The sequence below is a fragment of the Acaryochloris sp. 'Moss Beach' genome (genome assembly GCF_021497025.1).
Taxonomy (GTDB): Bacteria; Cyanobacteriota; Cyanobacteriia; order Thermosynechococcales; family Thermosynechococcaceae; genus Acaryochloris; species Acaryochloris marina_A.
The window spans coordinates 2,976,811-3,002,971 of sequence record NZ_CP071717.1 but is presented as its reverse complement, the minus strand read 5'-3'; the positions used below and the strand labels follow the sequence as shown (position 1 = coordinate 3,002,971).

Genomic DNA, 26,161 nt, shown 5'->3' with positions numbered 1-26,161 from the left:
TCCAGGCATTCTCGAGAACTGAGTTAGCCAAGAGTGATTGTGTCATTCATCTTTATGAAACGGTTCCGATTTTAAAAAGTCCGTATCGCAAAGAAAAAAGTCCGTATCACAAAGATGTTGAGAGGACAGCTCCCCTATTATTCCTAGTTAATAATGACTCTGTGGGCGAAGCAATGATGTCGAAGTGGTGTAAAAGATTGATTCAGAAAGCGATATATTCTGAGTTTCCAGGGTCAATAGCCTATGGTCTACCGTCTGTGATCGCGACCTTTGGCCTTTTAGTTTCGCTTCCTGTTCGAGCTGAGACTGCTGCCGCAGTACCTTCATCACCAGACATAGATCTAGCAACACTATCCATACCTGAGTCATCTTCCCCTCAACCCGCCACGAGCGTGAAAGAATGGCAGGCCCAGATTGAGGCATCCATCATTGAGATTACGGCTGTGCGAGTAGAACCCAGCCCAGAAGGTCTCAATATCATTCTGGAAACGGCGACTGGACAGCTCAGTATTCCCACCCCCCACCACAGAGAGCAATCGTCTCAGTGCGGTTATTCCCAATGCGGTCTTAGCACTGCCGGAAGGTCCTAGCTTTGAACAAGCCAACCCAACGCCTGAGATTACGCAAATTAGCATCACAAACCAGACCGATGATCAGGTGCAAGTCGTGATTACGGGGGCCAAGGCTGCTCCCACCGCTACGGTGAGCAATGCCGCCCAAAGACTAACCTTCTCTATTGTCTCGGAAGCGGCACCTGATACCCTGGCCGATGATGCAGAGGTAGAAATTACGGTGACGGCCAATCCGGAAGAAGGCTATGCCCCATCCACTGCCAGCATCGGTACACGTACCGATTCACCCATTCGGGATGTTCCCCAATCCATTCAGGTCATCCCCAAGCAGATCATTGAAGATCAGCAGGCTATTGGTGTCGAAGAGGTGGTGGAAAATGTTGGCGGTGTCACCTTTTTAGGCAATAACGATGGTCGGGGACTCAATTTTTCCATTCGTGGTTTTGATAATGTGCCTGTCTTGCAAAATGGGTTTCGACTGTTTGGCGAAAATGCCGTTGAACCTGAAATTGCCAATTTAGAACGGGTAGAAGTTTTGAAAGGGCCTGCCTCGGTTTTATTTGGACAGTCAGAACCCGGTGGACTGATTAATTTGGTCCGGAAAAAACCTTTATCGGAACCGTACTATAAGCTGCAAATTCAAGGAGGGAATCGAGGTTTTGTGAGTCCAAGTGTCGATCTATCAGGTCCCTTGGATAAAGAAGGCAACTTGTTGTACCGTCTCAATGCGCTGTATCGCCGCGAAGATAGTTTTCGGGACTATACGACCAGTTTTGATCGTTTTTTCGTAGGACCTTCTTTAACCTGGAAAATTAGTGATCAAACGGATGTGACCTTTAGCCTGGAATACATCAAGGAAGACAATCCAGCGGACTTTGGAACGTTGGCTTCTGGCAATGGTATTGCGAATATCCCGGCATCGCGGGTCACGAATAACCCTGATGATACGGTGGATAACACCTTTTTGAAGGTGGGGTATAACCTGGAGCATCGGTTTAATGACAAATGGAAACTCCGCAATGAGTTTAGCTATATCTACGATAAATATGACTATGGAGTGTTGGCGCTACCTTTTGACCTAGATGAACCCACTGGAACATTGACACGGGTTTTTGCAGCTCAGTTTAATGAGAATACCTTTTTCAATCTGAATACCAGCCTGCAAGGTGAATTTGAGACAGGCTCCATTAAGCACAATGTCGTCGCCGGGGTCGATCTATCCCGTGCAGACAATAATGGGGCAACCCGGTTTTCCCCCACCCCTGATTTCCTCAGTTTTCTGGATATTTTTAATCCTGTATACGATCCAAAACCTGCATTTGATACTGTGCCAATTGCCTTTGGCAATGACAATTCGGTCAATCGGTTGGGAGTGTACCTACAAGATCAAATCTACCTGCTGGATAACCTGATCCTAGTGGGAGGTATTCGCTACGATATCGTCGACCGCTCGAATATCGGTATTGTCACAGGAATTGAAGATACACAGGTAGACGAAGCATTGAGCCCTCGGGTGGGTCTGGTCTTTCAGCCGACGGATTATCTGGCCCTTTATGCCAACTATTCCCGATCCTTTAATCCCACCTTTGAAACGGATGACTTGGGAGCACTCTTGGATGCAGAGCGAGGAGAGGGGTTTGAAGTCGGTATTAAGGCGGAGTTGATCAAAGACCGATTGTCAGCCACCCTGGCCTTCTTTGATATCACCAAATCAAACGTAGCCACCGCCGATCCGATTAACCCTTTTGCTTTCGTTACTTCAGGTGAGCAAAACAGCCGGGGGATTGATTTTGATATCTCAGGTGAAATTGTGCCGGGTTGGAATGTGATTGCATCCTATGCCTATATTGATGCCAAAATCACCCAAGACAATACCTTTCCCGTCGGCAACGACTTAATCGGCATCCCGGAGCATAGTGCCAGTCTCTGGACTACTTACGAAATCCAATCTGGGGATGTTAAAGGCTTGGGGTTTGGCTTGGGCTTTAACTTTGTAGGGGATCGGGCTGGCGATCTGGATAACAGCTTTAGGGCTGATAGCTATTTCCTTACGAATGCCGCTATTTTCTATCGGCGTGATCGCTGGAAATTTGCCGTCAATGTTGACAATCTATTCGATGTTGATTTTATCCGTTCGGTGGGGGGTACGAGAGCCAGAGGTATCTACCCAGGGGAGCCATTCACCATTCGTGGCTCTATTTCTGTGGAGTTGTAATGGCTACCGTTGTTCAGTCTCTATGGCTTGGATTACTAGTCGGTACTTTAACCTTAGCCTGCGGCTCGGCAGGTAACCGCCCCGATGTATCTGCTCCACCTGGAGACTGTGAAATGGTGGACTATGAAGGTGGTAAAACCGAGATTTGTGGTCAGCCCCAAACCATCGTCGCCATCGGCCCCAATGTCCTGGAGTTGTTATTAGCCCTAGAGGTACAGCCGATTGGCTATGCAGATTACTATACTCTGCCGTTTACAGATTTTGACCAACCGCAATCCCAAATTCCTTACCTGGGAGAACGGCTAACAGGCCCAGTCAAAAAAGTGGGTTCTTGGAATACTCCTTCCTTGGAAGCTATTTTGAAACTGAAGCCAGACCTGATTGTGGGCAGCACTCTGGCGAATCAGGGGCAGTATTCACTTTTATCCCAGGCCGCTCCCACATTGCTGTTCTCCTATGGGGTCAAAGAGAACTGGCAGACTCAGCTTCGCAGGCTGGCTAAAGTATTAGGCCGTGGTGAGAAGGCGGAGCAGGTGATTGCTGCCCATACCCAATTGGTGGCTGAGGCTCGTAAAAACTTACAGCCTGCTGTCCTGAAATATCCGCAAGTCTTGTTGTTGGCTTCTGAGCAACTCGAGCAGGAGCTAGCGGTTGAAAATAGTGACAGTCGCTGTGGTGGACTTCTAGAAAATCTGGGATTTCAGTTGCTAGCCCCTAAAAATATCGGTACAGAAGGACCAGGGCGTAACAATATTTCTCTAGAGCTATTGCCAGAGCTGAAATCTGACTGGATCTTTTTTCTAGCCTGGAATACCGATTTTAGTGATGCGGGGCCGGATCTAGAACAGCAGCAGATCTCAGCCGTTCAACAGCAGTGGCAGGAAAATGCGATCGCACAATCGTTACCGGCCAGCAAATCGAACCAAGTGTACTTCCACAGTGCCTATGTTTGTCGCGCCCTACCGGGTCCCATTGGCACAGAGCTATTGCTCAAACAATTACAAGCTGATTTACTGCCTCCAGTGTCTGATCCCACTCCATAAGCCTCATCTGTCTCATCCCCTTTAGGAAAGCTAGCGTATGGCACGACTAAGACTGAAAACGATGGGCCTGGTGATGGCCTTGGCGATAGCGGGTGGAGCCTGTAATCGTCCCTCTCCTCCCACCTCAACGGACCCTGACTGTCGAGCCATTGCCCATGATCTGGGTAAAACAGAGGTTTGTGGCCAACCGCAAAAAGTAGTAACCATTGGTCCTAATCTATTAGAACTCTTACTAGCTCTTGAGGTACAGCCGATTGCCCATGCGGAGTATTTCCCATTTCCTACACCTCAATTCGATCACCCTGAGCAGCAAATTCCCTATTTGGGAAAGTTGCTGACGGGACAGCCGAAAAATGTGGGGACCGCCGAGAGCCCGTCTTTAGAAGCGATCGCAAAATTGAAACCAGACCTGATCTTGGCAGACAGCATTAAAAATAAAGACGAGTATAAGTTGTTGTCCAAAATTGCTCCCACCTTACTGTTCGACTACAGTGGTGCAGGTTCTGCCTGGCAGCCTGATCTGCAAGCTCTCGGCCAAGCGCTGCAGAAAGCTGACAAAGCCACCGCAGTGGTAGCGGACGCTCAGCAACAGGTTGCCAAACTGAAGGCTAAGTTTCAGCCCATTGTGGCTAAAGATCCCAAAGTCTTGCTGCTGTTGTCTGAGCAACTGAGCCAGGGCGTGCGCCTAGAAACCGCGAACAGTGCCTGTGGTACCTTGCTGGAAGACGTTGGGTTTCAAGTGGTGGTCCCTGCTGCTTTGAACCAATCCCCAGAACCGAGCCATGTGATTTCGTTGGAATCTTTGACCAATCTGGATATGGATTGGATTCTGATTGAAGGCTTCTCTAGTCAAAACATTGCGAAGACCCCAAACCCGGAAGCACAGCAGGTCAAAGCCATTAAGAAAGAGTGGAATGAGAATGCGATCGCACAATCACTACCTGCGAGCAAAGCAGGCAAGGTCTATTTCACCCCTGTATACCTATGCCATGCCCTACTGGGGCCTATTGGCACTGAAATCTTCCTCAGTGACCTCTACCAACAGCTGTCACCCTCAGAAATCAAAACCAGCCATATGCCTACGCGCTTTAAGTATTGAATTTGATCTGCGAGACATCAACGAATATTTTATGTCCGACCATCTTCAACGCTTAAAGAACGATTCCCAATACTTCTGACCTCTTTTTAAGACCCTTAACTTCAATCCTGACTCCACCTGAGGGGGTCTGGCTGATCGGTTTACCTTGATATATCTCTCACCTCCCTGAAGGTTAGTCCGATCCAAATTCTGATCTACTCGTCGTTCCTATTTTTGAATGCCAGGACCTATGCGCACCTTTCTTATTATCTGGATCGGGCAATTTGCATCACTGTTGGGTTCAGAGCTGACGAACTTTGCGATTACTCTATGGGCCTGGGAAATCACCGGACAAGCTACCCCCTTGTCTTTGATTATGGTGTTTACTCAGATTCCTAAGCTACTGGTTTCCCCCTTTGCCGGACTCTGGGTAGATCGCTACTCTCGCAAGCATTTGATGCTGCTGGGGGATTTGGTTGCCGGACTGTCCACCATTGCCCTGCTAATGCTATTTCTCACTGACCAATTGCAGGTGTGGCATCTCTATATTTCTGGGGCCATTAACGGCTTATTCGGCTACATCCAAGGGTTAGCGTATTCGGCTTCTCTGACCCTAATGGTGACTGAAGAACATTATGCTCGCGCTACGGCTTTGGGTTCTGTCCAAATGTCAGGGAGCTATGTGCTCGCTCCGGCTTTAGCGGGTGCTCTCTATGCTGCCACCGGGTTAACGGGGGTTCTCAGTGTCGATCTTGCTACCTTCGCCATGGCGATGACCAGTCTAGCTCTGGTCAAAATCCCTCAGCCTCCAGAACAGCCGACTGCACAACAGATGTCTTGGTCGACCTTGACCTTTGGTCTGCAGTATCTCTGGGTTCGGCCTAGCCTGATGGCTTTACTGAGTTTTTGGATGGTGAATAGCCTGATTGGCAGTACGATATTCGCAATTTTGCCAGCTATGGTTTTAGCTCGGAGCAATAATAACCCGCTGATTTGGGGAACGCTCCTAGCCTTCTTTGGCATGGGCGGTCTCTTAGGCGGACTGACCATTAGTATTAGCGGCGGACCGAAGCGCCGTATTCATGGTGTTTTACTGGCTAGTGCCCTGTGGAAGTTCGGCATCATTGTGTTGGCTCTCGCCCAGCAAACAGTGACCAAAATTGGCACAGCGCTGGTTTGTGGGTTTTGTTCTCCTTTTCCCGAGAGTGCGAGTCAAGCGATTTGGATGTCGAAGGTGGAGCCGGAAGTGCAAGGGCGAGTGTTTGCAACGCAATTTTTCTTGACCCAGTTGAGTAGTCCGATCGGATATGCGATCGCAGGTCCGTTAGCCGATCAATTCTTTGAGCCAGCCATGCAACCCGGTGGGGCATTAGCAGGCTTCTTTGGCCCAATTTTTGGTACAGGATTAGGAGCGGGTATGGCACTACAGATTTCTATCTTTTCCACCTGTGGGATGTTGCTTGCTGTGGGTGGATATAGTGTTCGGCAACTGCGATCGGTAGAGGTACCTTCAATGGACCAGAACTGCTAATTGAGCAGTCAAAAATGAGACTACCGACAAGCTCTCACTTATCTAAGCCTGGCAACAACGGGCCAATCCTCGATATATGCTTGCTACAAAATTATTGAGAATATTTATCAATTATGTAACAATATGATTCTAGTGACTTCATCGTAAATTTAATAATCAACAGCACTCCATATGAAACTCTTTATACAAAGCGATCTAGCTAGATTCTTTTACCCGTGAATTGAAGACTGCTGTTCCAGCGCTGGCTTACGGATAAGTACCATCAATCATATTTGGATTCAGAATCTAGTGAATATACATTCAATTGATAATATTTCTGATTATTGATGAACCACTAACTTATTACAGCTCAAGACCATCCTTTGAAACAATGACCTACGATTCTCAGACCTATTCATCCTATGAACTGGGCTGGCAGCTACATAGCAAAGCTGGCAATCAAAGTTTTCAGGCGGGCATGTATGCAGAAGCTCGGCAAGCTTATCGGAAAGCCATTTCCCTAGCAGAACTAATGTTGATGACGGCTAAAAAAGAACATCATCATCCTGAGGCGATTCATGCCTATGTTATTTCTTGTCATAATTTAGCCGATAATTTGCTGAAGTCTGATGAGGTCCAAGCGGCAGAAACCACCATGCAACAGGCGTTGGATCAAGTAATTGACTTGATGTATGCCACCCAATATTCTAAGTGTCTACGATTTGAAGCGGCGAAAGCCTTAAAGATGGTCAGCCTGAAAGCCTATGAGCTTTATCAGAATTTAGGACAATCTGATAAAGCCCAGGCTGTTTTTGAGCTGGCCGCAGAACAGGCCCAAACGTTTTTCAGTCAGATGCAACCTCACTCATTAAGTACTTAAAGGCTGATGGTTTCTCACTGCTCTACTGCAGTTCTCTTGTTCTAGCCATCTTATTGGCAGGATGCAAGGCAGGGTTGTCCATTCTGTATTTAGACCATCCAGATTTCATTTCTCTTTTTCAAAAAAGGCTCAAGTAGGTTCACTCAATACACAGGAGTAAATCTCATGCATATCTTTATTGACTTACTATTAGATCCCCGTTTTTCAGTTGTTTTAGCACCGCTGGCGTTAGCGACCTATTCTACATTGTTCTTTTTAGAGTATTTTGATCGGCAATTTGATCAGTGATCAGTGTGAGTAAGAATCAGGAATTCACACCTGATTCTTGCTGGTGGCAGGCTTAATCTATAGTTGCTGCCTATGTAGATGGTCTGAAGTTACGTATTGCTGGTGCGATCGCACCATAAATGCCCCATCCCAACGATACTTGCTCCATTCTTGGCAGAGGATCAATGAGCTTTGAGCATCTTTATCTGCCACGGTTGTTCATGCATCAATAACCTATTGGTCTAACCTCACAGCCAGACCTTGTGGATGATCTGAAAAGCTATCCAGAGCGTGGGAACAATGCCCACAACAATAGCGAATAAACCTAGTAATTGTTTCTCTTGGGTTTGCGCTTGTCGCCAAATGTCAGCATACGGGACGTCAGCATCCCCCATTTGAAAAAGAGCATATCCCTTAAACCACTTGGGCAATAGCTTATGCATCAGCATGAGTGTCGATACTTTAGCCATAAATAGGGAATTCGATGCGCGTTTATTGCCGCCAAACCCAATTTCAGATAGCCTAGCCACGGCATCCGTATCGGGTTTACGGACCCTAGTGTAAGCCGGTAAAGCCAAAGATAAGTCTCCTTGTGCTTGTGCCAGCCTCTCAGCAAAAATGCGACAACTCTCAAGGGCTGCATTACACCCTTGTCCTAAGGATGGCCAAATTGAGTGGGCTGCATCTCCCAACAGCACAACGCTATCTCCGTCTTCAAACCGATTACACAGAGTGGTAAACCCTCCATGGGCGGCTTTTTGTGATAGCAGATCTTGAGCGAAGTCAGGGGGAAGCCCGGTCTGTTCTAAATTAGGAAATACAACCGGAAGCTTTGCTTTAAACAAGGCAGATATGTCTGCTTCGGTTTGAATGGTATCGAACGTTATCTCTCCTTCTTGGGGCAAAATCAACACGGCTCTGATGAAGCCATCAGCACTCGGTGGAGCGGCCATCGTTACAGGTTCAGCACCAGGCCATACATGAAAAGCATCTGCCCATCCTGCCGTTGCACCAGGCAAATTTTTGGCTAATCCTAAGTTACATATTTTGTACATCATGTTGTCAGCATGCTGTCGGACTTCAAATCCTTCCAGCTGGGAACTTATGGAATGCCTGACTGTGCTAGAGATACCATCTGCTCCAACCAATAAATCAAATTTCTCTTCATGTTGTCCGGATGCTTTCTGAAACAATGCAGACTTATCTTGAATATTGAGCTGCAATAAAGTTTGATCAAAATAATATTGAATGTTGTCAGGAAAGCGATTCTTTCCTTCCGTAATTAATGACTGAGCTAGGGTATGTCGATCTACTGAAACCGAATTTCTAGATCCTTTTCTCAAGATTGAATCTTTCTCGGTGTGCCGAATATTACCTTTGATACATACGTGCTGTTCTGGTGGTAGCTGAACACCAGCATCTTCCAGCGCTTTGAGTCCACGCCTGTTCAGTACAATATTGAATGAACGACGATTGCTAGACGCTTTAGCATCAACACTTCTCCGTTCATAGACCGATACATTCCAGTCTGCCTGAGCCAGATACAAAGCAATCAGCGTTCCGGTTGGCCCACCCCCCCACTACTACTGCTTTCCTTTTCTTGTCAGAGGGGAGAGGCTGTGCCGATGGAGAATTTACCATACTTTTATCTCAACTCTCACTCTTTTTTGTTTTACAGCATATTATTTAGTCAAACTGTCAATAGTTTATGGCAAAAACCTTATTTTTAAATATCAAAAAAATATGTTTCTCATTCAGTAAGATTAAATAATTAAGATTTATAAAAAATAGAAAAAAATACTGAACATCATGATGCTAAAAAGTGCTGTTGTGGCAGATCTCATTTGTCGTGATACATGCGAATTAAACCTAGCCTAGTTTTGAACTGGCTTGTTTTCTCGAGGGGAGTTAGGTTCAAAATTATGAGTCAGTAAGGCTGACCACAACCTATCTCCAGCAAAATAGTGCTTGTTCGGATATCTCTAACCAACCTTGATCGACAACTCAGTTCCCCCCTTTAACGCCAAGGTTGAAGAACGATAGCCATTGATGGGAGCTTGTAAAAACTCGACATAGGGGTTTAGAGCCGTTTTGAAAGTCCCCACATTATCGGAAATAACCAGGCCGCCTTGACGAATCTGAGGGTGCAACAACCTTAAAATATCCAAAGCCAGATGTGGATACCCATCCATCAACACCAAATCTATGGGGCCGTCGATATCCTGCAAGGTTTTTAATGCATCCCCTTCCCGCAAATCTACAAACTCTGCAAGACCCGCCTCTGCAATATACTTTCGGGCTTGGATCACTTTCTCCGGGATGATTTCAGTACCAATCACTTTGCCCTGGCCATTATCTCGGATCGCTGCAGCTAAATAGAGGGTGGAAACACCATAAGAGGTGCCAAATTCCACAATTGTTTGGGCATTGATGGCCCGAGCTAACAAATAGAGTAATTGGCCTTGATCACGCTCTATCGGAATGTATTTATCTCGATAAAAATGGGTCCGAGCAGGATTCCAGTGAATGCCTTGCCCCAGTAATAGTCTGGGGAGCTGAGGCAGATAATGCAGAACCAGCTGCAGGATTTGTCGATCGGCTGCATGGTGTAGGCGTTCCAGGACCGCTTCAACTTTTGGGTCACCTAGGACGATATTCTGATCACTCATTAGATATGGATAAATGGAGTGTGCAGTTGAAAACCTGAATGCCTTGGAGCATTGTCTTCCTAATGCCCTTTAGCGATCTCCTTTCGATACCGCTACTTCGGCAATATCAATAGATTCAGATCCCATAGCCTCCAATTTAGGCAAGAACGGAAGCATAAACATATACACGCCACTAACGGCCAACACCACCATCAATAACAGGCCCGGTACTTCCAAAATGGCATGGGCCCAGGGACTCCACCAGCCGAGCAGGGTTTGCTCCTCCAGGTATGGCGTCAGCTTGAAACCATACTTGAGCAAGTCTCCGGTATGGCTATCGAGATACCACTCAAAGTAGCGATCGCTATTGGCCAACCGATAAAGATCTGCCTGGGGTAAGTAGGTAATTTCGTTGATATCTTCCAGGGAGTGAATGCCTGGAGGATGTTGTTCTGCTAATCGCTGACGGGCTTCTTGTTGTGAGAGTAACGGTGCTGTACTAGTTACGGCATAAGTCGGAGGGCTACCATCGACCTTCGGTAAGCCTTCGCTATAGATGGCTGGCAACGCCACTGCTTCAGCGATGTACAGGACAACAATCAGGGCAAAGTACAGACCCACCCAGCGGTGGATTTTGCGAGACCCAGTGGCAAACCATTGTTTTAGCTTCATTGTTTTTCCCTATCCCTTACAAATGAAATCAATCTCAGGTTCAAAATCGAGTGGTCACTTGAACTCCAAAAGTTGCGGGCGCACCAGGAGTAACCAGAAAGCCGATGGGGGCAAAATCAAAGCCTTGGGCAAAGTACCCCGTATCAAAAATATTGTTGGCAAATACATAAATACCGGTTTGATCAAACTCATACCCCAGTCGCAGATTGACCGTTGCATAGGGATTTTGTTTGAGGGTGTTATCCTCAGTGAAATTGGTTGTTCCTAAACCTTGTAACGCTATACGGGCAAAGAGGCCCATAGGTGCCCGATATTGGAGGGCGATATTGTAGGTGAAACTCGGTGCAAAGGGCACGCGATTGCCATCAAAATTGCCAAATTCGGTGAATTTCGCATCCGAAATACCCAAGCCCGCAATAATATCCAAGCCATCCATAGGCGTAGCTCTCAGTTCTAGCTCACCGCCTGTGATATTCACTTCTGCATTGTCGATCCGGCCTACCGCCAAATTATCGGTTACCAGCACTTGATAGTCATTCACGTCATTATGGAAGAGCGCTAAATTCACCTTTAAGCGATCGTCCAGCCAAGATGATTTCAGTCCGATTTCATAATTCCAGGATTTTTCAGCATTAAAGGTTAGGGTTGTGGCATCGCCGCGAAAGTTGACGCCCCCCGGTCGGTATCCTCGGGTAATGCTGCCATAGATCATCAGATCAGGATTGAAACGATATTCGGCCACAAGGCGAGGGAGCAAGATATCGGTATCTTGCTGGACATCACGGGCGGAAAACGTGGTGAAGCTAGGACCGCCGGGAGGGGTGAAAACGGTGTCTAGGTTTTGGAGGGTGCTGTTAAAGGATTCAAATCGTAATCCTGCAGTCAGGGTTAACGGTGGAGCGGGACGATAGCTGACTTGGGCAAAGGCCGCTAAGATAGTTTCATCTAATTCTCCGCTCCTGAGGTTTGTCCCCACTGGAAACCCAACCGCACCTGCATCGGCACCAAAGGTAAAACCATCATTTTGATTGGAGAACTGGCTGGCTTCAAAATATCCCCCCACCAACCATTCAAATGTCTCAGCTTCTTCAGGGGATTGGAAACGAATTTCCTGACTCCAAACCGTTGCTGCAAAGTCATTGGTATTCACAATCAAGTTGAGTGGGCTACCATCTGCATCCGATCGTTGTTGGCTCTTAGAAAATCGACGGCTGGTGATGGAAGTGGCCCTGAACTGAGGATGGGTATAGGCAATTTTGAGGGCTTGGGTATTGGTGTTCCGTTTAAAGGAATTATTGACATCTGATTCAATCTCAAAGGCATTGGCAGGATTGAAGTCATTAATGGCAACTAAGTTTGTGCCGCTATCGAGATCTTCAATCGAGGCATTGAATGAGATCTCCCATTCATCTGCAGGTGTCCACAGCAGTTTGGCCCGACCATTGAGATTTCTTTGCTCATCGACATCATTATCTAGAAAAGTGTTTTTGATATATCCGTCTCGTGACAGAAAGTTACCTGATAGGCGAAAGAACAGTTCATCTTTGACGAGAGGGCCACTGACACCTGCTCGGAGGTTGACGGCATCAAAATTCCCGTAACTGGCAGTCCCATTCACTTCAACCTCGTTCGTCGGTTGGCGAGTTTTGATATTGACTACACCAGAGAGGGAATTCCGGCCATAGAGGGTGCTTTGCGGTCCTCGTAGCACTTCAACCTGGGCAATATCCGGTAGATCGGTGGTAATAAAGCCAATGCGATCATAAGGGACATCGTCAATATAAAAGGCGACTGCATCCCGAGAGAGAAAGTTAGAGTTGCCTAAGCCTCGGATGGAATAGAAGGGGCTATTGGCACCATCGCCACTAAAAAGACTGAAGTTGGGGGTATTGTCGGCAATGTCTTCAAAGGAGGTAATGTCCGCATCTTCAATTTCTTTTTCGGTCAATACCGTTAGGCTTAGGGGCACGTTTTGAACATTTTCGGGGGTCTTTTCCGCCGTGACCACAATTTCTAGCTCGTCCTCTTCAGCGCTAGCTGCTGGTTCACGGGCTGGTGCAGAATCTGTCGGTTGCTCGGCTACCGTATTAACCAACACGGTTAAACCGTCAGGATTGGTAGAAACTTGGGCTGTTTCAGCCGTGGTGACAATGGTGAGTTGGACGCGATTATTATCTAGGGATTGCAGGGTAATCTCATCCATCCCCTCGGCAGGATTTGCTTGCAGGGTGTTCTCTACCAACTGTGCATTATCAATGGTGATGATCAGGCTATCGCTAGACCGAGTGGTTGAAACCTCAGCAAGGTCAGCATTCGTGGCGACTAAAACCAGTTCAATCTCCTCTACTGTTTCGTTAATCTGAAGGTCCGTAATTTGAGCGAGGGCCTGGGCCAGCCAGTCTTTAACGGTCGTGCTGGGTTGCGATGGTCTCCGACCGGCCTTTGGCCATCGCAAAGTAGAAACGGACTTTGCACTGTCCATTCTTCCTTCTGGCTCTGCTGCTGGCACAGCCCAAACAGACGGCCCCATAAGCAGTACGACCAAACTGCTCCCCATCAGAGATCTTTGATAGCTTCTGCCTTGCATTCAATACCCTCACACCGTCATCTCAGTCAGTATTTATTAAGAACTGATCTTAATAAATGAGTCTGTGGGCATGATATGAGCGGATCGTCAGCTTTTTCTCTTCAAACAGGATTCTTTTCTCTTCAAACAGGATTTTTTCCCCGACAGGCCATTTGGAAGGCTTTGGGACTCAGGCCAAAGCGTCGTTTAAAAGCTGCCGTAAAGGAGGTGGGGCTAGCATATCCCACAGATTGAGCCACTCCCGGAATGCTTAGATCCTGTGCGGCCAGCAGTTGCCGAGCATGTTGGAGTCGTTTGGCTTGAGAATACCCAAAAACAGTGGTGCCAAACTGTTGTCTAAACCCCAGTTTGAGCTTGTAATCATTGAGTCCCACCTGCCGGGCTAAAGCCATCAGTGAAGGGGGTGCATTCAGGTTCTGGTTCAGTACATGGGAGGCCTGTTGAATCCGCTCTAGATCATCTGGCAGCAGGTGATTTATTTTGGTTTGATGCTGGTTTTCACTCCACATTGTCAACTGCAAGGTTAATAGTTCTAATGCCTTACTCTCCAGATACATTTTCTTGACCATGCCCTGATAGGGACAGCTCAAGACTTGCTGAATAATCTGGGCCATAGCGGGCGTTGTTTTGCCCAGGGGCTGGTGGAACCTGTGTAGGGTTTGCTGCTCAGCCAGCATCTGGAAGGGTTGAGGCAGGTAGTCTGAGGTGGAGGCAAAAGACCGTACATAGTCTTGACTCCATTCGAATGCCACAACCTGAAATCGTTCTTCTCCCTGGAAGGTTTCAAACTCAACAACATCAGATAGAGAACATAAATAGTGATGCCCTGCTGATTCTGTATAGTCTTCTGGGATGTCACTGGCACCGGGGGTCTGCACTCGAAAGCGGCTGGACAAACAAAATTTAGAGACTAGGGGTTCGTCAGGTCCTCTGTGGCTTTCTATGGTCGTGGTTTGGTGGAAACGTCCATCTGCAATTTTTAGGGTTACCCCGTCTCGGAGGGTGATGAGCTGATGCCGTCCACTGCCGACCTGACTCGGCGGGCAGATCAGCAGATCAGAGCCTGTTTGCTCAAAGATAGATTCCCCGTTATGTTGGGCTTCTGCAAATAGGGTTTGTAGCTCTATGTCCCTGATGGTGGTTAGCATGGCGTCAGTGATCGGCTGGGAGAATGGGCCTATAATAATTGATATTCATTCTCACTTATCTAAACTATTATTTCCGTCTGATACGCCACTAAACTTGATACAGTCTATCTTCCCTATTTCAAGGCGGATGGGCTTGTAAAACCGAGAGAGTCAGAGGTTGAGACTTAAGGTGTCGCATAGCTGGGGGTGAGGGAAAAATGAAGCGAAGATTGGGCATCCATACCCCCATCAGATTGAGCGTAATCCGATACTGATACCAATTTGCGTTTTAAATCGTAATTCTCATATGAGGAAAATTGGTCATAGAAGTCAGCCTATCGGGTAAATCCATGAGTTCTTTGAGTCCCTTGCACAAGGTATCGGATACCTCATCTAAAGAATCAAAAACCTGATTGTAGAAGTGCTTTTCTTTCACCTCCTCCCAGATATGCTCTACAGCATTGAGTTGTGGACTTCGAGGAGGCTGAACAATCAAGCGTATATTGTCTGGAATGACGAGCTTCTTTCCGGTATGGTAAGACGCTCCATCGACCTGCATCACCACAAAATAGTCTGAAAATTCATCCGCCACTTGTGCTAGGAATAAGTTCATCATCTGAGTATTGGAAAAGGGTAAGACTAAAGCACTCATCTTTCCTAACGCAGGAGCAACAGCAACATAGCCATAGAGATATTCACGGACAAGCTGCTGCCCACTTTCGGGTCGAATTCCAGGCGCACACCAAGCTCTTCTTACTTGCCCTAGACGACCAAAGCGCCCTTCGTCTGCTGCCATGATCACAATGGGACGTTGGTCTTCGGCTGAGCGATCTGCTACAGCGGTTTGGACCAGCCCCCGAAAGTTTTTTTAAAAGCCTCTCGTGCCGCTTTGTTCCCATTGGGATGGGACGGACGAGGCATGAGTTTGCGCCATCCGTGTCGGTCTAGCAAACGATAGATAGTACTGGGTGCCACTGACGTCTCCACTTGAGTCTCAAAGGCCGTTTGGATCTCTTGAACCGTTGTTAAATGACCTTGTTGAGCACGTTCAATAAACGATTCTAAAAATTCAATCTCTTCTTCGATACTCAGATAAGCACCGGGATTCTTCTTCCGTTTAGCCCTAGGAGCAATTGCTGCTGCTCCTAGGCGATTGTAAGCGGCAATCACCTGATGGACCGTTCGAAGACTAGTTGCAGTATGCGTGGCTATTTCGATAGCTGGGCGAGGATCTACCAGGGCGTTATAAATAATCATCCATTTTTGCTGACAGCGGGCAGTCGGAGCCGTGGCAATTTTGTCTTTCACCTCATCCACTGTTAGATGCGGTTTAACTGTACTAACTCGACTCATATACTTGCGGAATGAACATAGGATTAGATCCTATCTAAATTACATCTCAAAACACAAATTGGTATGAGGGGCGAGACATTTGTGCGATCGCATATCCAGTAACCCGTGAGAACCACCATCGTCCCTAAAAACAGTGGTCCTCATACCGATGGGTTTAGAGTTTTGCCCACTCATCAGGTAATAGGTTGGCTTGTAGCGTAAAACCGCCATTCCCATCTGGCGTCAACACATAGGCCATACCCTGCGGATCAGGATAAATGCCCGTCGCAGCCTCAAAAATATCATCATGGCCGACAAGCACCGTATTTTTTGCCGCTTGCTGGAGCAACCGTCAGTAACGGCATCACATTGGCCTTCATTTCCTCAACTTGCTCATCCGTATAATCTTCAAAGGGCAAGAAGTTCAGCTTAGGGTTCTTCTCATGCTGTCCAAATGCCAGATCTGCCGTTTTCCAGGCTCGGCAATACTCGCTCGTAATAACCTTATCCACTGGAATCTTCTTCTCAGTAAAGGCAGCACCAATATCTTTGGACTGTTGAATGCCCACGTCATTGAGCTTCCGCTGGGTTTCACAGTCATCAAGCTTCATCTTCGGATCCGCTTGGTCAGCATAGTCTTTCTCAGTCTGGGCATGGCGGAAGTAGATCACATGTCCCCCCTCTTGCAACGCACTCAAGAGTTCAGGGCCGCTCAATTTATCCTTAAAATCTGCATTCGCTTGTTCGCCTTCGCTATACTCTTTCCCCTCTTCCCCTCCCTCTGGAGATTCTATGGTCGGTGAATTCTCGGCGTTAGGGCTGGTAGTATCTCCATTCGTTGCAGTCTCACCTCCACAGGCAGCCAACGTAGCAGTTAGCCCAAGGGCCATCATTAGCTTAATGGCTTGGTTTGGTTGTGTCATAGGTTTGGTTATTTTTACAAGAAATTCTTATCTCCACTTAATGAGAGATATTATCATTTAAATTAAAAAAAACTGATGAATGAAGACCGCTTATAAGTTTCAAGGTACGAAAAATGCTTAAGCTCAGCGGCCAACGCCAGGATATTTGCTGCAGTGATTTGTTCTGCTACCTTCTCTTCTTCAGTTTGAACGCCACAGAATAAGGCCGGTGCTTGCCATTGTTCAGTTGCCTCTGATTTTTGGCCAGATGGTATCGCTCCTCTGATAACCTAGGCTCTTCGAAATCCACGACTTCAAACCCCGCTTTACGGAATGCTTTCCAGTAATCGGAAAGTGGCCGATGAAACCAGATGAATTCTGACGTGAAGTGCCCCCAAGGCGGTTCAATACACTTCTGCTGCTGGAAATATGGAAAATTCCACTGGTAGGTAACGGCGACGTCATTATCTGTCGCTGTGACGTACTCTTGAGGAAAGCAGGGATGGGAGAAAACAACCACCACATGCCCTCCGGGCTGCAGCACTCGGAAAAAAGCTTCCACAGTTTCGGTAAGGTCCGGGGTATCCATCAAGACATAGTTCGAAATGACGATATCAAACGATCCATCAGCCACTGTATGTAGTGTCGAACAGGAGTCCATGCGGAAGTCGATGTGGGCCGCCTTCGAACGGGCAATCCGGATCATCTCTTCTGAAAAGTCGATACCCACAACACGGGCACCACATTCATGCAGTTTGCGTGAAAGATAACCCGTTCCACAACCCGCGTCGAGGATCGAGGCACCAGACACATCGCCTGCAAACTGCCAGAGAACAGGGTCGGAATTGAGGATGCGATTGCTATCTCCATCATCACCGACTTGCTTGTCCCAGTCGGCGGCAACACGATTCCAAAACAACTGTGTTTCGTCAGAATTCTTGTTCATGCATTCTGCCCACAGAACTATTAATAAGACGGATAGTGGATTATAAACCCATTTATTGGAGTATTATCCGCTAAAAATCTGATAAATCCGAAATAATGACATGGGTAATGTCTGATGGTTTCATCATTAACTTAACGTTTGCTATCAACAGGTCTTAGTAGTCTTCAGCACCTTTCCCTTGACGGAAAGGTGCTGAAGAAACTGAGTGAGTTAACTCACCCATAAATGAGAGGTTGCTTATATCAGTTCAAAGTTGTCTGTGGACAGAGATGGAGTACCACTAAGAGTGGCAAACGCATCACCAGAACCGAGACCTTCAGCATTACCGTTCTCGTTATAGAACAAGCTCCCAGACTGAGAACTATAAACGATGATGGCAGCGCTTAAGGCAGCATCACTATCGCTGTCAACAATCTCAAATTCAGTACCCACACTAAAGCCTGCTCCTGCTTCACTAGTTAACGCTGTAAAAGTGCTAAGCCCCAGTGCAAGCTTGTCTGAGCCTGAGAAATCCATAATGGTATCAGTCCCTAGGTCTTCAATCGCAAATGCATCACCTGTATCGAAAACAAAGGTATCAGGCCCACGCCCACCAACCAAAATGTCATCTCCTGCTTGTCCTGTGAGGATATCGCTGCCTCGACCACCATTCAGGGAGTCGTCTCCAATGCCACCCAAAATGGTGTCATCTCCTCGACCGCCAAAAATTGTGTCAGCTCCATCTTCGCCACCTTCACCACCGTTGACGAAGTCATTGCCAGTACCTGCGAAGACCAAATCACCTTGATGACCTGCATCAATAATGTCATTGCCACTACCGCCATAAATGGTATTGGCCCCTTCACCAGCATCAATCACATCATCACCGGCTCCAGCATCAATGATGTCAGCAAAGCCTACTTCACCACCTTCGCCAGACTCGCCCGATTCGCCAGACTCACCAGATTCGCCAGACTCACCGGATTCGCCAGACTCACCAGCTGAGCTACTTTCACCAGGTATTCCACCCACAATGGTGTCATTCCCTGCACCACCGTAGATTTCATCAATTCCATTACCGCCAATGATGAAGTCATCACCAGAACCGCCTTTTAGGGTGTCATCTCCATCACCACCCGAAATAGTGTCGTTCCCAGAACCACCATCAATGAAGTCATTTCCATCAGCAGTACCTTCTCCAGACTCACCGGACTCGCCAGACTCACCGGACTCACCAGACTCACCGGACTCACCAGACTCACCGGACTCTCCAGATTCACCGGACTCTCCAGATTCACCGGACTCGCCAGATTCGCCAGACTCACCAGATTCGCCAGATTCGCCAGATTCTCCGCCTGTCAGAACATCATTACCACTACCACCACGAATGACATCATCGTCTTGACCACCGAAAACAGTGTCATCTCCTTGACCACCAGAAATCGTATCAGCACCATCTTCGCCGCCTTCGCCACCATTGACGAAGTCATTGCCACTGCCTGCGAAGACTAAATCACCTTGATGACCTGCATCAATAATGTCATCGCCACTACCACCATCGATGGTATAGCAAGCGCCATTTTATTCAGGACATAATAAACTAGAGATACTGTTATGTCTTTCAATGGAGGCCTAAAATCTACAGCTACGATTTACGTTGCAAAGTGATCGATGCTATTGAACTTGATGGCATGCCTCCCTCAGAAGCGAGTGACACCTTTCATATCAGTCGTAACACCATTAATCTATGGCAACGTCTCAAAGCAGAAACAGGTGATCTTCATCCCATCCCTAGACAACACCTTGGCCATAGCCACAAAATCACAGACTGGGACAAGTTTCGAGCTTTTGCTCAAGAACATCGCTATAAAACCCAAGCTCAGATGGCCGAGTTGTGGGAGGGGGCAAATCAGTGAGCGTACTATTTCAAGAGCGCTGAAGAATATTGGATTTACTCGAAAAAAAAGACCTATGGCTACCGCCAACGTGATGAGCACAAACGGGCTGAGTTCGTCCAAAAGTTAACAACAGTAGACCCAGACGATATCGTCTATGCTGACGAGTCAGGGATGGACAATCGAGATGAGTATGACTATGGCTATGGTCCCAAAGGTGAGCGGGTCTATGCTTTAAAGTCTGGTAGCAGAAGTGGACGAGTCAATATGATTGCAGCTTTGAGAGGAAAGCAGCTCATGGCCCCGTTCACGATTGAAGGGGCTTGCAATCGCACCGTATTTGAAATTTGGCTTGAGACTTGTTTGATACCGATGCTCAAACCGGGGCAGAAGTTAGTCATTGATAATGCCACCTTCCATAAGGGAGGGCGAATTGAGCAACTGGTAGAAGCCGCAGGATGTGAAGTGTGGTACTTGCCACCCTATTCTCCTGATTTGAATAAGATTGAACGGTCGTGGGCTTGGATTAAAAGTCGAATTAGACACCAATTAGAGCACTTCGGTTCACTTAGAGAAGCAATGGAACATGTGTTGTACCTAGCGTCCTAATTAGAGTGGCGAATGCTATATTAGCTCCTTCTCCGGCATCAATCACATCATCACCAGCTCCAGCATCAATGATGTCAGCAAAGCCTATTTCTCCAGACTCTCCAGATTCACCGGACTCGCCAGATTCACCGGACTCGCCAGATTCACCGGACTCGCCAGATTCGCCAGACTCGCCAGATTCGCCAGATTCTCCGGCTGAGCTACTTTCACCAGGTATTCCACCCACAATGGTGTCGTTCCCTGCACCACCGTAGATTTCATCAATGCCATTCCCTCCAATGATGAAGTCATCACCAGAACCGCCTTTTAGGGTGTCATCTCCATCTCCACCCAAAATAGTGTCGTTCCCAGAACCACCATCAATGAAGTCATTTCCATCAGCAGTACCTTCTCCAGACTCACCGGACTCGCCAGACTCACCGGACTCTCCAGATTCTCCAGATTCGCCGGACTCGCCAGATTCGCCAGACTCACCAGACTCGCCAGATTCTCCAGACTCACCAGACTCGCCAGACTCACCGGACTCTCCAGATTCTCCAGATTCGCCAGATTCTCCGCCTGTCAGAACATCATTACCACTACCACCACGAATGACATCATCGTCTTGACCACCGAAAACGGTGTCATCTCCTTGACCACCAGAAATCGTATCAGCACCATCTTCACCGCCTTCGCCACCATTAACGAAGTCATTGCCACTGCCTGCGAAGACTAAATCACCCTGATGACCTGCATCAATAATGTCATCGCCACTACCACCATCGATGGTATTAGCTCCTTCTCCGGCATCAATCACATCGTCTCCGGCTCCAGCATCAATGATGTCAGCAAAGCCTATTTCTCCAGACTCTCCAGATTCACCGGACTCGCCAGATTCTCCGGACTCGCCAGATTCTCCGGACTCGCCAGATTCGCCAGATTCTCCAGATTCTCCAGATTCTCCAGATTCTCCGGCTGAGCTACTTTCACCAGGGATTCCACCCACAATGGTGTCGTTCCCTGCACCACCGTAGATTTCATCAATGCCATTCCCTCCAATGATGAAGTCATCACCAGAACCGCCTTTTAGGGTGTCATCTCCATCTCCACCCAAAATAGTGTCGTTCCCAGAACCACCATCGATAAAGTCGTTAGTAGTACCTTCACCAGATTCTCCAGACTCACCAGATTCACCGGATTCGCCAGATTCGCCAGATTCACTAGACTCGCCGGATTCACCAGGTGGTTTATCCCCAATTAGAAGGTCATTACCTGCACGGCCAAGGATCCTATCATCACCACTCAATCCGACAATGATGTCATCACCAAATGAACCCGGCAAAATATCATCATCAGAGGTGCCTTCAATCAAATTCTCTAGATTTAGGCTGGAAACAAGTTCCTCAAAAAGTTTTTCAGCGATTTCTGCAGGGTTCTGGGTAGACATCGTTATAACACTCCAAATTTAATATTCAATAGCCAATCGATAATGCTGAAATACCAATGAAATCGCATAAGCCATTCAAGCTTATTGAGAATAATATTCAGCTGGAGTCTTTATATATATCTTTAAAGAACCTTCTTCTCAAATAAAATAGAGCATATATTTAGGCCTAATAGCTTGTAATTCATATTTAACAATAGTTTCAGGGTGCAGACTTATATTGAGCTGGAGTTAAGCTAAGTTTGAATAAATAATAATATTCTCATTAATCAAAAATAATACTTATATCAGGTATATCAAGAGTATTTTCTTCACCCTTACGCAAAAATGATGCTGTCCATGATTGCTTAACGTACTGATCTAAGTAGTTTTCAAGGGTTACTACCTGCACTTTAAATTTATTGAAAGTGATTTTCATCTAGGTCAGATTTCTGTATATAATTTTCTGCAGGTCTACAGATATAAAGTCATGTGCCCACAAGCTCTATGGCGAATGAGTAGTGCTAAAGCGCTCATCAGCAATAAAGCTATTTAGACAACCCATCATTTTTGAATCCTTGAATGCTCTTATCTATTCCCAACCTGCTCTCATCAGAGGAGTTAGATACAATCGTCTCCCCCTTGAAGCCAGAAGATTTTATCGACGGCAAGAAGACGGCTGGCTGGGCGGCAAAGCACGTTAAGCAAAACACGCAGCTCAGTACAAAAGCAGAGTATGCGCAGGACATTAAAGAGAAGATCAAAGTAACGTTAAAAGATAACCTGACCTTTCAGTCAGCAGTTAAGCCTAAAGCGATACATTCCATTCTGATTAGCCGATATGAGGCTGGTATGTCTTATGGGGCCCATGTAGATAACGCGTTAATGAGTGGGAATTCTCTCCGTTCTGATGTCTCTTTAACCCTATTTTTAAACTCACCTTCAGACTACGAAGGGGGTGAACTGGTGATTGAAGAGGTTAGTCAAAACCGTTTAATCAAATTGGAAGCGGGTTCAGTCATCATCTATCCTTCCTCTACGCTGCATCGAATTAATCCAGTCAAAAGCGGAGTCAGGTTGGTTGCTGTGGCCTGGGTTCAAAGTTTAGTGCGTGATCCCGCAAAACGAGAAATATTGTTTGACCTGGATCAAGCTCGACGATCTATTTTCGCGAAGGATAGTAAAAACACAGAATTTAACTGGATTACCAAAAGCTACACCAACTTATTACGGCGATGGACTGATTGATACTCCATTGTGCTCTTGTTCCTTCAAAAGAACTCTGGGCCGTAGTGCTGTGTGATCACTGCAGGACGGATGCCAAAAATATTGAAGTCTTGGGACAGTATGTTGTTGCCCGTCTAATGGGGTTCCTAAAGCCCAACTTGGAGACCGACTATTCGTCCTGAATTCTTGAACAGCATGATTGGCAATGATGGCAATATTTGGCTAATCAATCGCCAAACCGTTGGCAATCGCTGTAGATCATCCAAAAAGTGCTGCAGATAAAACTCTTCCCGCTTGAGGATAAAGCCTGGACCCCAACGTTCTAGATCTAGGGATTGGTTGATTCCCCATTTAAATCCAGCACTGGTTTTGGACACTGTGTCATGGGTTGAAGTACTGCGGGCAACCCGTTGACTAATGACATCGAATAAAACTTCAATGGAGCCGAATCGGGTTTGAATGTGCTGTAAGAGAGCTTGATTTTCCGCTGCTGTGAGATACATGGCTACCCCTTCATAAATAATCATCATCGGCTGTTTAGACTCACGATCAACCTCATCCATCCAGGAACAGTCCAAGATTGATTTAGCGATTAAATAGTTGTTATCACTTCCGTCTTGGCTACAGCTATCACAAGCTTCAAATACCTGTCGTCGCAGATCAATAACATCGGGAAAATCAACGTCATACCAATGGACATGGGCCGTTTGCAACCGTGAGAACCGGGTGCATAAGCCAGCCCCCAGATTGACAATCACTGCATAGGGATGAGTCTTGATAAAATTCTGAACCATTCGATCCATCTGTCCTGCTCGGATCACACATGCTAACTGCGAAGACCATCCTTGCTTAAACTTGGAAAAGTCGTAATCGAGCTGCTGGATAATTTCTACTGCCTTGGCATCGTGAAGGATAGAGTTTGTCTGCTGATTTTCAATAGCGCGAGCATAAAGAGTAATCATTAAAGTCTCAGGAACGCCTCTGAGTTGTGTTGCTCTAATAGACTGGGTAGATGGCATATGAACCTCCAGTTTGGGTGCCTCTAGTCCATGGAAAGAAACGAGAAAAGGTATTGAAGAAAGTAGTAGACGGCTGACCTATACCCTGATGGGCAATGCTCTAAAGCTGCTAAATTCGTGATGAAAAACTGTTGATTTTTCCGCTTCTATGACCGCTTTTCAAATAAATGCTCAGACATTTGAAGCTGAATTCGGAATGTATGGACACTGATTCTGACTTATTTCTCCATGCTTCACCTGACTGAAGATGATGATGCCAAAAAGTGCGGTTGCGATCGCACTCACGTATCTCTACATCAGAGAAATTCCAGAAGCCTGATTCTGCCGACACATGACTTTAGGGGTGTGTAGACTAAACTGCGATGGTCTCCGACCGGCCTTCGGCCATCGCAACTGCAGAACCTTTCCCACTACATTCTCGGACCAAGGCCACCTTGCCATAACGAGGGTCAATTTCAATGCCTTGAATTTCGAGGGTACGACAGGCCGTACTATACTCTACTGGCAGATTGTACCGAGCAGTTTCTAACGGGGCCAAAGGCAAACAGAGTTTAAAAATAGCCGATCGATAGTCCAGTGGAATAAACACATCTGCCCCCAAGGTTAGGGCTTGTTCATTATGAAATGGAATTTGGCTGACATTCGTCAAAATCCCGGCTGGAGTTGACCATTTGTCACACCACTGAAGTGCCAAAAACCATTTCGCATCTGCAAGGCGACCAAAGATTCTTGCAGATGCCGTTTGGGGCAATACTTTATAGCCACCTTCAACCGCTAAAATGGTGCCCCCCAGAAATCCAAAAATCGTATTGATAATATGGGTCATGGTAACTTCTCAACATAAAAGGTGAAACGGTGTATTGAGTCTTTCGCAGGTCATTGATATAGAAGAAAATCCCTGGGAAATGCGGTAACTCCCCAGGGAACGTAGACTGTGTTCAGAATCTGATCTGCGCAAAAAGAGGACGATTTAGACGAGAGCCAGCTCTCGCTCAACTTCAGAGCTATATTCACCCAATCGGGCAGCACTATTACATTTGGCACGATGCAACAGCCGCTGTTGAGCTTCGGTTACGCGCTGACTCTCACCTCGCCAATGTTCCAATGCCGGCTGCTGGATCGCTCTCGCATAGGAAAACGTGACCGGCCATGGACAAATCTCTGCATACCGGGCATTCATAACATTGAGATGGGCAGCAGATCGTTCAGCACTTTGGCCACCCGACAAAAAGGCCACTCCTGCAACCGAAGCAGGCACATTTTTACGAAGACAATTAATCGTTGCCTCTGCAACCTCGTCCACACTGGGCTGTTGGGGACAATCTTTGCCCACAACCACCATGCTGGGCTTCAGAATCATTTGATCAAAAGCAATCCCTTGATCATAGAGCTGACCAAACACGGTATGGAGGGTGCGATCGGTGACCTGATAACACTGTTCTAAGGTATGGTCACCGTCAATTAAGACTTCTGGCTCGACGATGGGAACTAAACCCCCTTCTTGACAGAGGGCAGCATATCGGGCCAAAGCCTGCGCATTCACATCAATGCAGGCTTGACTGGGAATGCCATTACCAATAGTGATCACACCCCGCCATTTAGCAAAACGAGCCCCCATACCGTAGTACTCAGCAATGCGATCTCGCAGGCCATCTAATCCTTCCGTTACTTTTTCACCAGGGCGAGCTGCTAAATCTTTGGCCCCGGTATCTACTTTAATCCCAGGAATCATGCCAGCTTCAGTAATCACTTGTACAAATGATTTACCGTTTCTAGTCGTCTGTCGAATGGTCTCATCAAACAGAATGGGACCACTGATGTAAGTAGAAAGTCGAGGTGTTGTTAGGATTAACTCCCGATAAGCTCTCCGATTTTCTTCGGTCGTAGGAATGCTTAGCTGAGCAAATCGCTTATTACAAGTGCCATTACTCTCATCAATTGCCAAAATGCCCTTACCTCTTGCCACCAAAGCTTTTGCAGTGGCCCTTAATTCTTGGGTATAGGTACTCATATCGAACCTCCTAGATTGGGCTGAGATGAAATAAAAAAATCTCTTTCTTATTGATATATAATGTCAATAATAATTTGAATTGTCAAGGGTTCTTTTCAGGCATTGAGTCCATCAGGAAGTAGTCTAAAGCCTTGATATATTGCTGAAATATCTGTAAAAACACGAAAAATATAAATCTAACAGTATGAAATTGAAGTGAAAATTGTCGGCAAAGATCTTTATTTCTTGAGAATTAATCTC

General features: G+C 46.7%; 21 protein-coding genes and 4 pseudogenes. 9 read left to right on the top strand and 16 right to left on the bottom strand.

Annotated features, from left to right (window positions below):
* Positions 1-173 precede the first annotated feature (173 nt).
* From HRE53_RS14170 to HRE53_RS14145, 7 genes and pseudogenes are all read left to right on the top strand, one after another.
* Positions 174-590, top strand: a complete 417-nt coding sequence (locus tag HRE53_RS14170; protein ID WP_235106915.1) for a hypothetical protein — start codon at positions 174-176, stop codon at positions 588-590.
* Positions 553-657, top strand: a pseudogene (locus HRE53_RS35175) (hypothetical protein); the annotation flags it as partial. The gene HRE53_RS14170 and the pseudogene HRE53_RS35175, both read left to right, overlap by 38 nt.
* Positions 658-2,787, top strand: coding sequence for a TonB-dependent siderophore receptor (locus tag HRE53_RS14165; protein WP_396133384.1), 2,130 nt, complete (start codon positions 658-660; stop codon positions 2,785-2,787).
* Positions 2,787-3,830: an iron-siderophore ABC transporter substrate-binding protein gene (locus tag HRE53_RS14160; RefSeq protein WP_235106914.1), complete on the top strand. Its 1,044-nt coding sequence runs from the start codon at positions 2,787-2,789 to the stop codon at positions 3,828-3,830. The genes HRE53_RS14165 and HRE53_RS14160 overlap by 1 nt, the downstream gene beginning before the upstream one ends.
* A gap of 37 nt (positions 3,831-3,867) precedes the next feature.
* Complete coding sequence (locus HRE53_RS14155; RefSeq protein WP_235106913.1) at positions 3,868-4,929, top strand: iron-siderophore ABC transporter substrate-binding protein; 1,062 nt, start codon at positions 3,868-3,870, stop codon at positions 4,927-4,929.
* A 229-nt stretch (positions 4,930-5,158) separates the two neighbouring features.
* Positions 5,159-6,439, top strand: a complete 1,281-nt coding sequence (locus HRE53_RS14150; protein WP_235106912.1) for an MFS transporter — start codon at positions 5,159-5,161, stop codon at positions 6,437-6,439.
* 370 nt (positions 6,440-6,809) lie between these two features.
* Positions 6,810-7,298 carry a hypothetical protein gene (locus HRE53_RS14145; protein WP_235106911.1) on the top strand — a complete coding sequence of 163 codons (489 nt, stop codon included), beginning with the start codon at positions 6,810-6,812 and terminating at the stop codon, positions 7,296-7,298.
* A gap of 345 nt (positions 7,299-7,643) precedes the next feature.
* Here HRE53_RS14145 and HRE53_RS34370 read toward each other — a convergent pair whose 3' ends face one another.
* From HRE53_RS34370 to HRE53_RS35170, 12 genes and pseudogenes are all read right to left on the bottom strand, one after another.
* Positions 7,644-7,778: a hypothetical protein gene (locus tag HRE53_RS34370; RefSeq protein ID WP_255800711.1), complete on the bottom strand. Its 135-nt coding sequence runs from the start codon at positions 7,776-7,778 to the stop codon at positions 7,644-7,646.
* A gap of 35 nt (positions 7,779-7,813) precedes the next feature.
* Entirely contained in the window at positions 7,814-9,112 is a 1,299-nt protein-coding gene (locus HRE53_RS14140; RefSeq protein ID WP_235106910.1) for an NAD(P)/FAD-dependent oxidoreductase, read from the bottom strand.
* Positions 9,113-9,547: 435 nt separating this feature from the next.
* Positions 9,548-10,234, bottom strand: coding sequence for an O-methyltransferase (locus HRE53_RS14135; RefSeq protein ID WP_235106909.1), 687 nt, complete (start codon positions 10,232-10,234; stop codon positions 9,548-9,550).
* 69 nt (positions 10,235-10,303) lie between these two features.
* Complete coding sequence (locus HRE53_RS14130) at positions 10,304-10,885, bottom strand: hypothetical protein (protein ID WP_235106908.1); 582 nt, start codon at positions 10,883-10,885, stop codon at positions 10,304-10,306.
* A 40-nt stretch (positions 10,886-10,925) separates the two neighbouring features.
* The gene (locus tag HRE53_RS14125) at positions 10,926-13,415 is read right to left on the bottom strand and encodes a TonB-dependent receptor domain-containing protein (protein WP_235106907.1); all 2,490 of its coding nucleotides are present in this window, start codon (positions 13,413-13,415) and stop codon (positions 10,926-10,928) included.
* A gap of 179 nt (positions 13,416-13,594) precedes the next feature.
* Entirely contained in the window at positions 13,595-14,620 is a 1,026-nt protein-coding gene (locus HRE53_RS14120) for an AraC family transcriptional regulator (RefSeq protein ID WP_235106906.1), read from the bottom strand.
* Positions 14,621-14,888: 268 nt separating this feature from the next.
* Complete coding sequence (locus HRE53_RS14115; protein ID WP_255801485.1) at positions 14,889-15,452, bottom strand: IS630 family transposase; 564 nt, start codon at positions 15,450-15,452, stop codon at positions 14,889-14,891.
* A complete protein-coding gene (locus tag HRE53_RS14110; protein ID WP_235106905.1) occupies positions 15,434-15,952 on the bottom strand; it encodes a winged helix-turn-helix domain-containing protein in 519 nt (172 codons plus the stop codon). The genes HRE53_RS14115 and HRE53_RS14110 overlap by 19 nt, the downstream gene beginning before the upstream one ends.
* A gap of 154 nt (positions 15,953-16,106) precedes the next feature.
* A pseudogene (locus HRE53_RS14100) lies at positions 16,107-16,854 on the bottom strand (histidine phosphatase family protein).
* Between the two features lie 166 nt (positions 16,855-17,020).
* Positions 17,021-17,779 (bottom strand): class I SAM-dependent methyltransferase, encoded by a 759-nt coding sequence (locus HRE53_RS14095; RefSeq protein ID WP_235106902.1) that lies wholly within the window; start codon positions 17,777-17,779, stop codon positions 17,021-17,023.
* A 237-nt stretch (positions 17,780-18,016) separates the two neighbouring features.
* Entirely contained in the window at positions 18,017-18,790 is a 774-nt protein-coding gene (locus HRE53_RS14090) for a calcium-binding protein (protein ID WP_235106901.1), read from the bottom strand.
* 3 nt (positions 18,791-18,793) lie between these two features.
* Positions 18,794-19,294, bottom strand: a pseudogene (locus HRE53_RS35170) (calcium-binding protein); the annotation flags it as partial.
* Between the two features lie 101 nt (positions 19,295-19,395).
* Here HRE53_RS35170 and HRE53_RS14080 point away from each other — a divergent pair.
* Positions 19,396-20,262 (top strand): annotated as a pseudogene (locus tag HRE53_RS14080) (IS630 family transposase).
* On the opposite strand, the gene HRE53_RS14075 reads toward HRE53_RS14080, so the two are convergent.
* A complete protein-coding gene (locus HRE53_RS14075) occupies positions 20,222-21,688 on the bottom strand; it encodes a calcium-binding protein (protein WP_235106899.1) in 1,467 nt (488 codons plus the stop codon). The pseudogene HRE53_RS14080 and the gene HRE53_RS14075 sit on opposite strands and share 41 nt — an antisense overlap.
* Positions 21,689-22,246: 558 nt before the next feature.
* Here HRE53_RS14075 and HRE53_RS14070 point away from each other — a divergent pair.
* Complete coding sequence (locus tag HRE53_RS14070) at positions 22,247-22,912, top strand: Fe2+-dependent dioxygenase (RefSeq protein WP_235106898.1); 666 nt, start codon at positions 22,247-22,249, stop codon at positions 22,910-22,912.
* A gap of 125 nt (positions 22,913-23,037) precedes the next feature.
* Here the strand turns inward: HRE53_RS14070 and HRE53_RS14065 are convergent, their stop codons facing one another.
* From HRE53_RS14065 to HRE53_RS14055, 3 genes are all read right to left on the bottom strand, one after another.
* Positions 23,038-23,910: a class I SAM-dependent methyltransferase gene (locus HRE53_RS14065; protein WP_235106897.1), complete on the bottom strand. Its 873-nt coding sequence runs from the start codon at positions 23,908-23,910 to the stop codon at positions 23,038-23,040.
* Positions 23,911-24,262: 352 nt separating this feature from the next.
* Complete coding sequence (locus HRE53_RS14060) at positions 24,263-24,736, bottom strand: hypothetical protein (RefSeq protein WP_212663994.1); 474 nt, start codon at positions 24,734-24,736, stop codon at positions 24,263-24,265.
* Positions 24,737-24,880: 144 nt separating this feature from the next.
* Positions 24,881-25,921, bottom strand: coding sequence for a class I fructose-bisphosphate aldolase (locus tag HRE53_RS14055; RefSeq protein WP_235106896.1), 1,041 nt, complete (start codon positions 25,919-25,921; stop codon positions 24,881-24,883).
* Positions 25,922-26,161 lie beyond the last annotated feature (240 nt).

Coding starts and splice junctions, on each gene's coding strand:
- HRE53_RS14155 (WP_235106913.1), top strand. CDS start 3,868: ATGGCACGACTAAGACTGAAAACGATGGGCCTGGTGATGGCCTTGGCG.
- HRE53_RS14150 (WP_235106912.1), top strand. CDS start 5,159: ATGCGCACCTTTCTTATTATCTGGATCGGGCAATTTGCATCACTGTTG.
- HRE53_RS14170 (WP_235106915.1), top strand. CDS start 174: ATGATGTCGAAGTGGTGTAAAAGATTGATTCAGAAAGCGATATATTCT.
- HRE53_RS14065 (WP_235106897.1), bottom strand. CDS start 23,910: ATGCCATCTACCCAGTCTATTAGAGCAACACAACTCAGAGGCGTTCCT.
- HRE53_RS14055 (WP_235106896.1), bottom strand. CDS start 25,921: ATGAGTACCTATACCCAAGAATTAAGGGCCACTGCAAAAGCTTTGGTG.
- HRE53_RS14070 (WP_235106898.1), top strand. CDS start 22,247: ATGCTCTTATCTATTCCCAACCTGCTCTCATCAGAGGAGTTAGATACA.
- HRE53_RS14060 (WP_212663994.1), bottom strand. CDS start 24,736: ATGACCCATATTATCAATACGATTTTTGGATTTCTGGGGGGCACCATT.
- HRE53_RS14125 (WP_235106907.1), bottom strand. CDS start 13,415: ATGGGGCCGTCTGTTTGGGCTGTGCCAGCAGCAGAGCCAGAAGGAAGA.
- HRE53_RS14110 (WP_235106905.1), bottom strand. CDS start 15,952: ATGAGTCGAGTTAGTACAGTTAAACCGCATCTAACAGTGGATGAGGTG.
- HRE53_RS14095 (WP_235106902.1), bottom strand. CDS start 17,779: ATGAACAAGAATTCTGACGAAACACAGTTGTTTTGGAATCGTGTTGCC.
- HRE53_RS14130 (WP_235106908.1), bottom strand. CDS start 10,885: ATGAAGCTAAAACAATGGTTTGCCACTGGGTCTCGCAAAATCCACCGC.
- HRE53_RS14160 (WP_235106914.1), top strand. CDS start 2,787: ATGGCTACCGTTGTTCAGTCTCTATGGCTTGGATTACTAGTCGGTACT.
- HRE53_RS14120 (WP_235106906.1), bottom strand. CDS start 14,620: ATGCTAACCACCATCAGGGACATAGAGCTACAAACCCTATTTGCAGAA.
- HRE53_RS14075 (WP_235106899.1), bottom strand. CDS start 21,688: ATGTCTACCCAGAACCCTGCAGAAATCGCTGAAAAACTTTTTGAGGAA.
- HRE53_RS14145 (WP_235106911.1), top strand. CDS start 6,810: ATGACCTACGATTCTCAGACCTATTCATCCTATGAACTGGGCTGGCAG.
- HRE53_RS14135 (WP_235106909.1), bottom strand. CDS start 10,234: ATGAGTGATCAGAATATCGTCCTAGGTGACCCAAAAGTTGAAGCGGTC.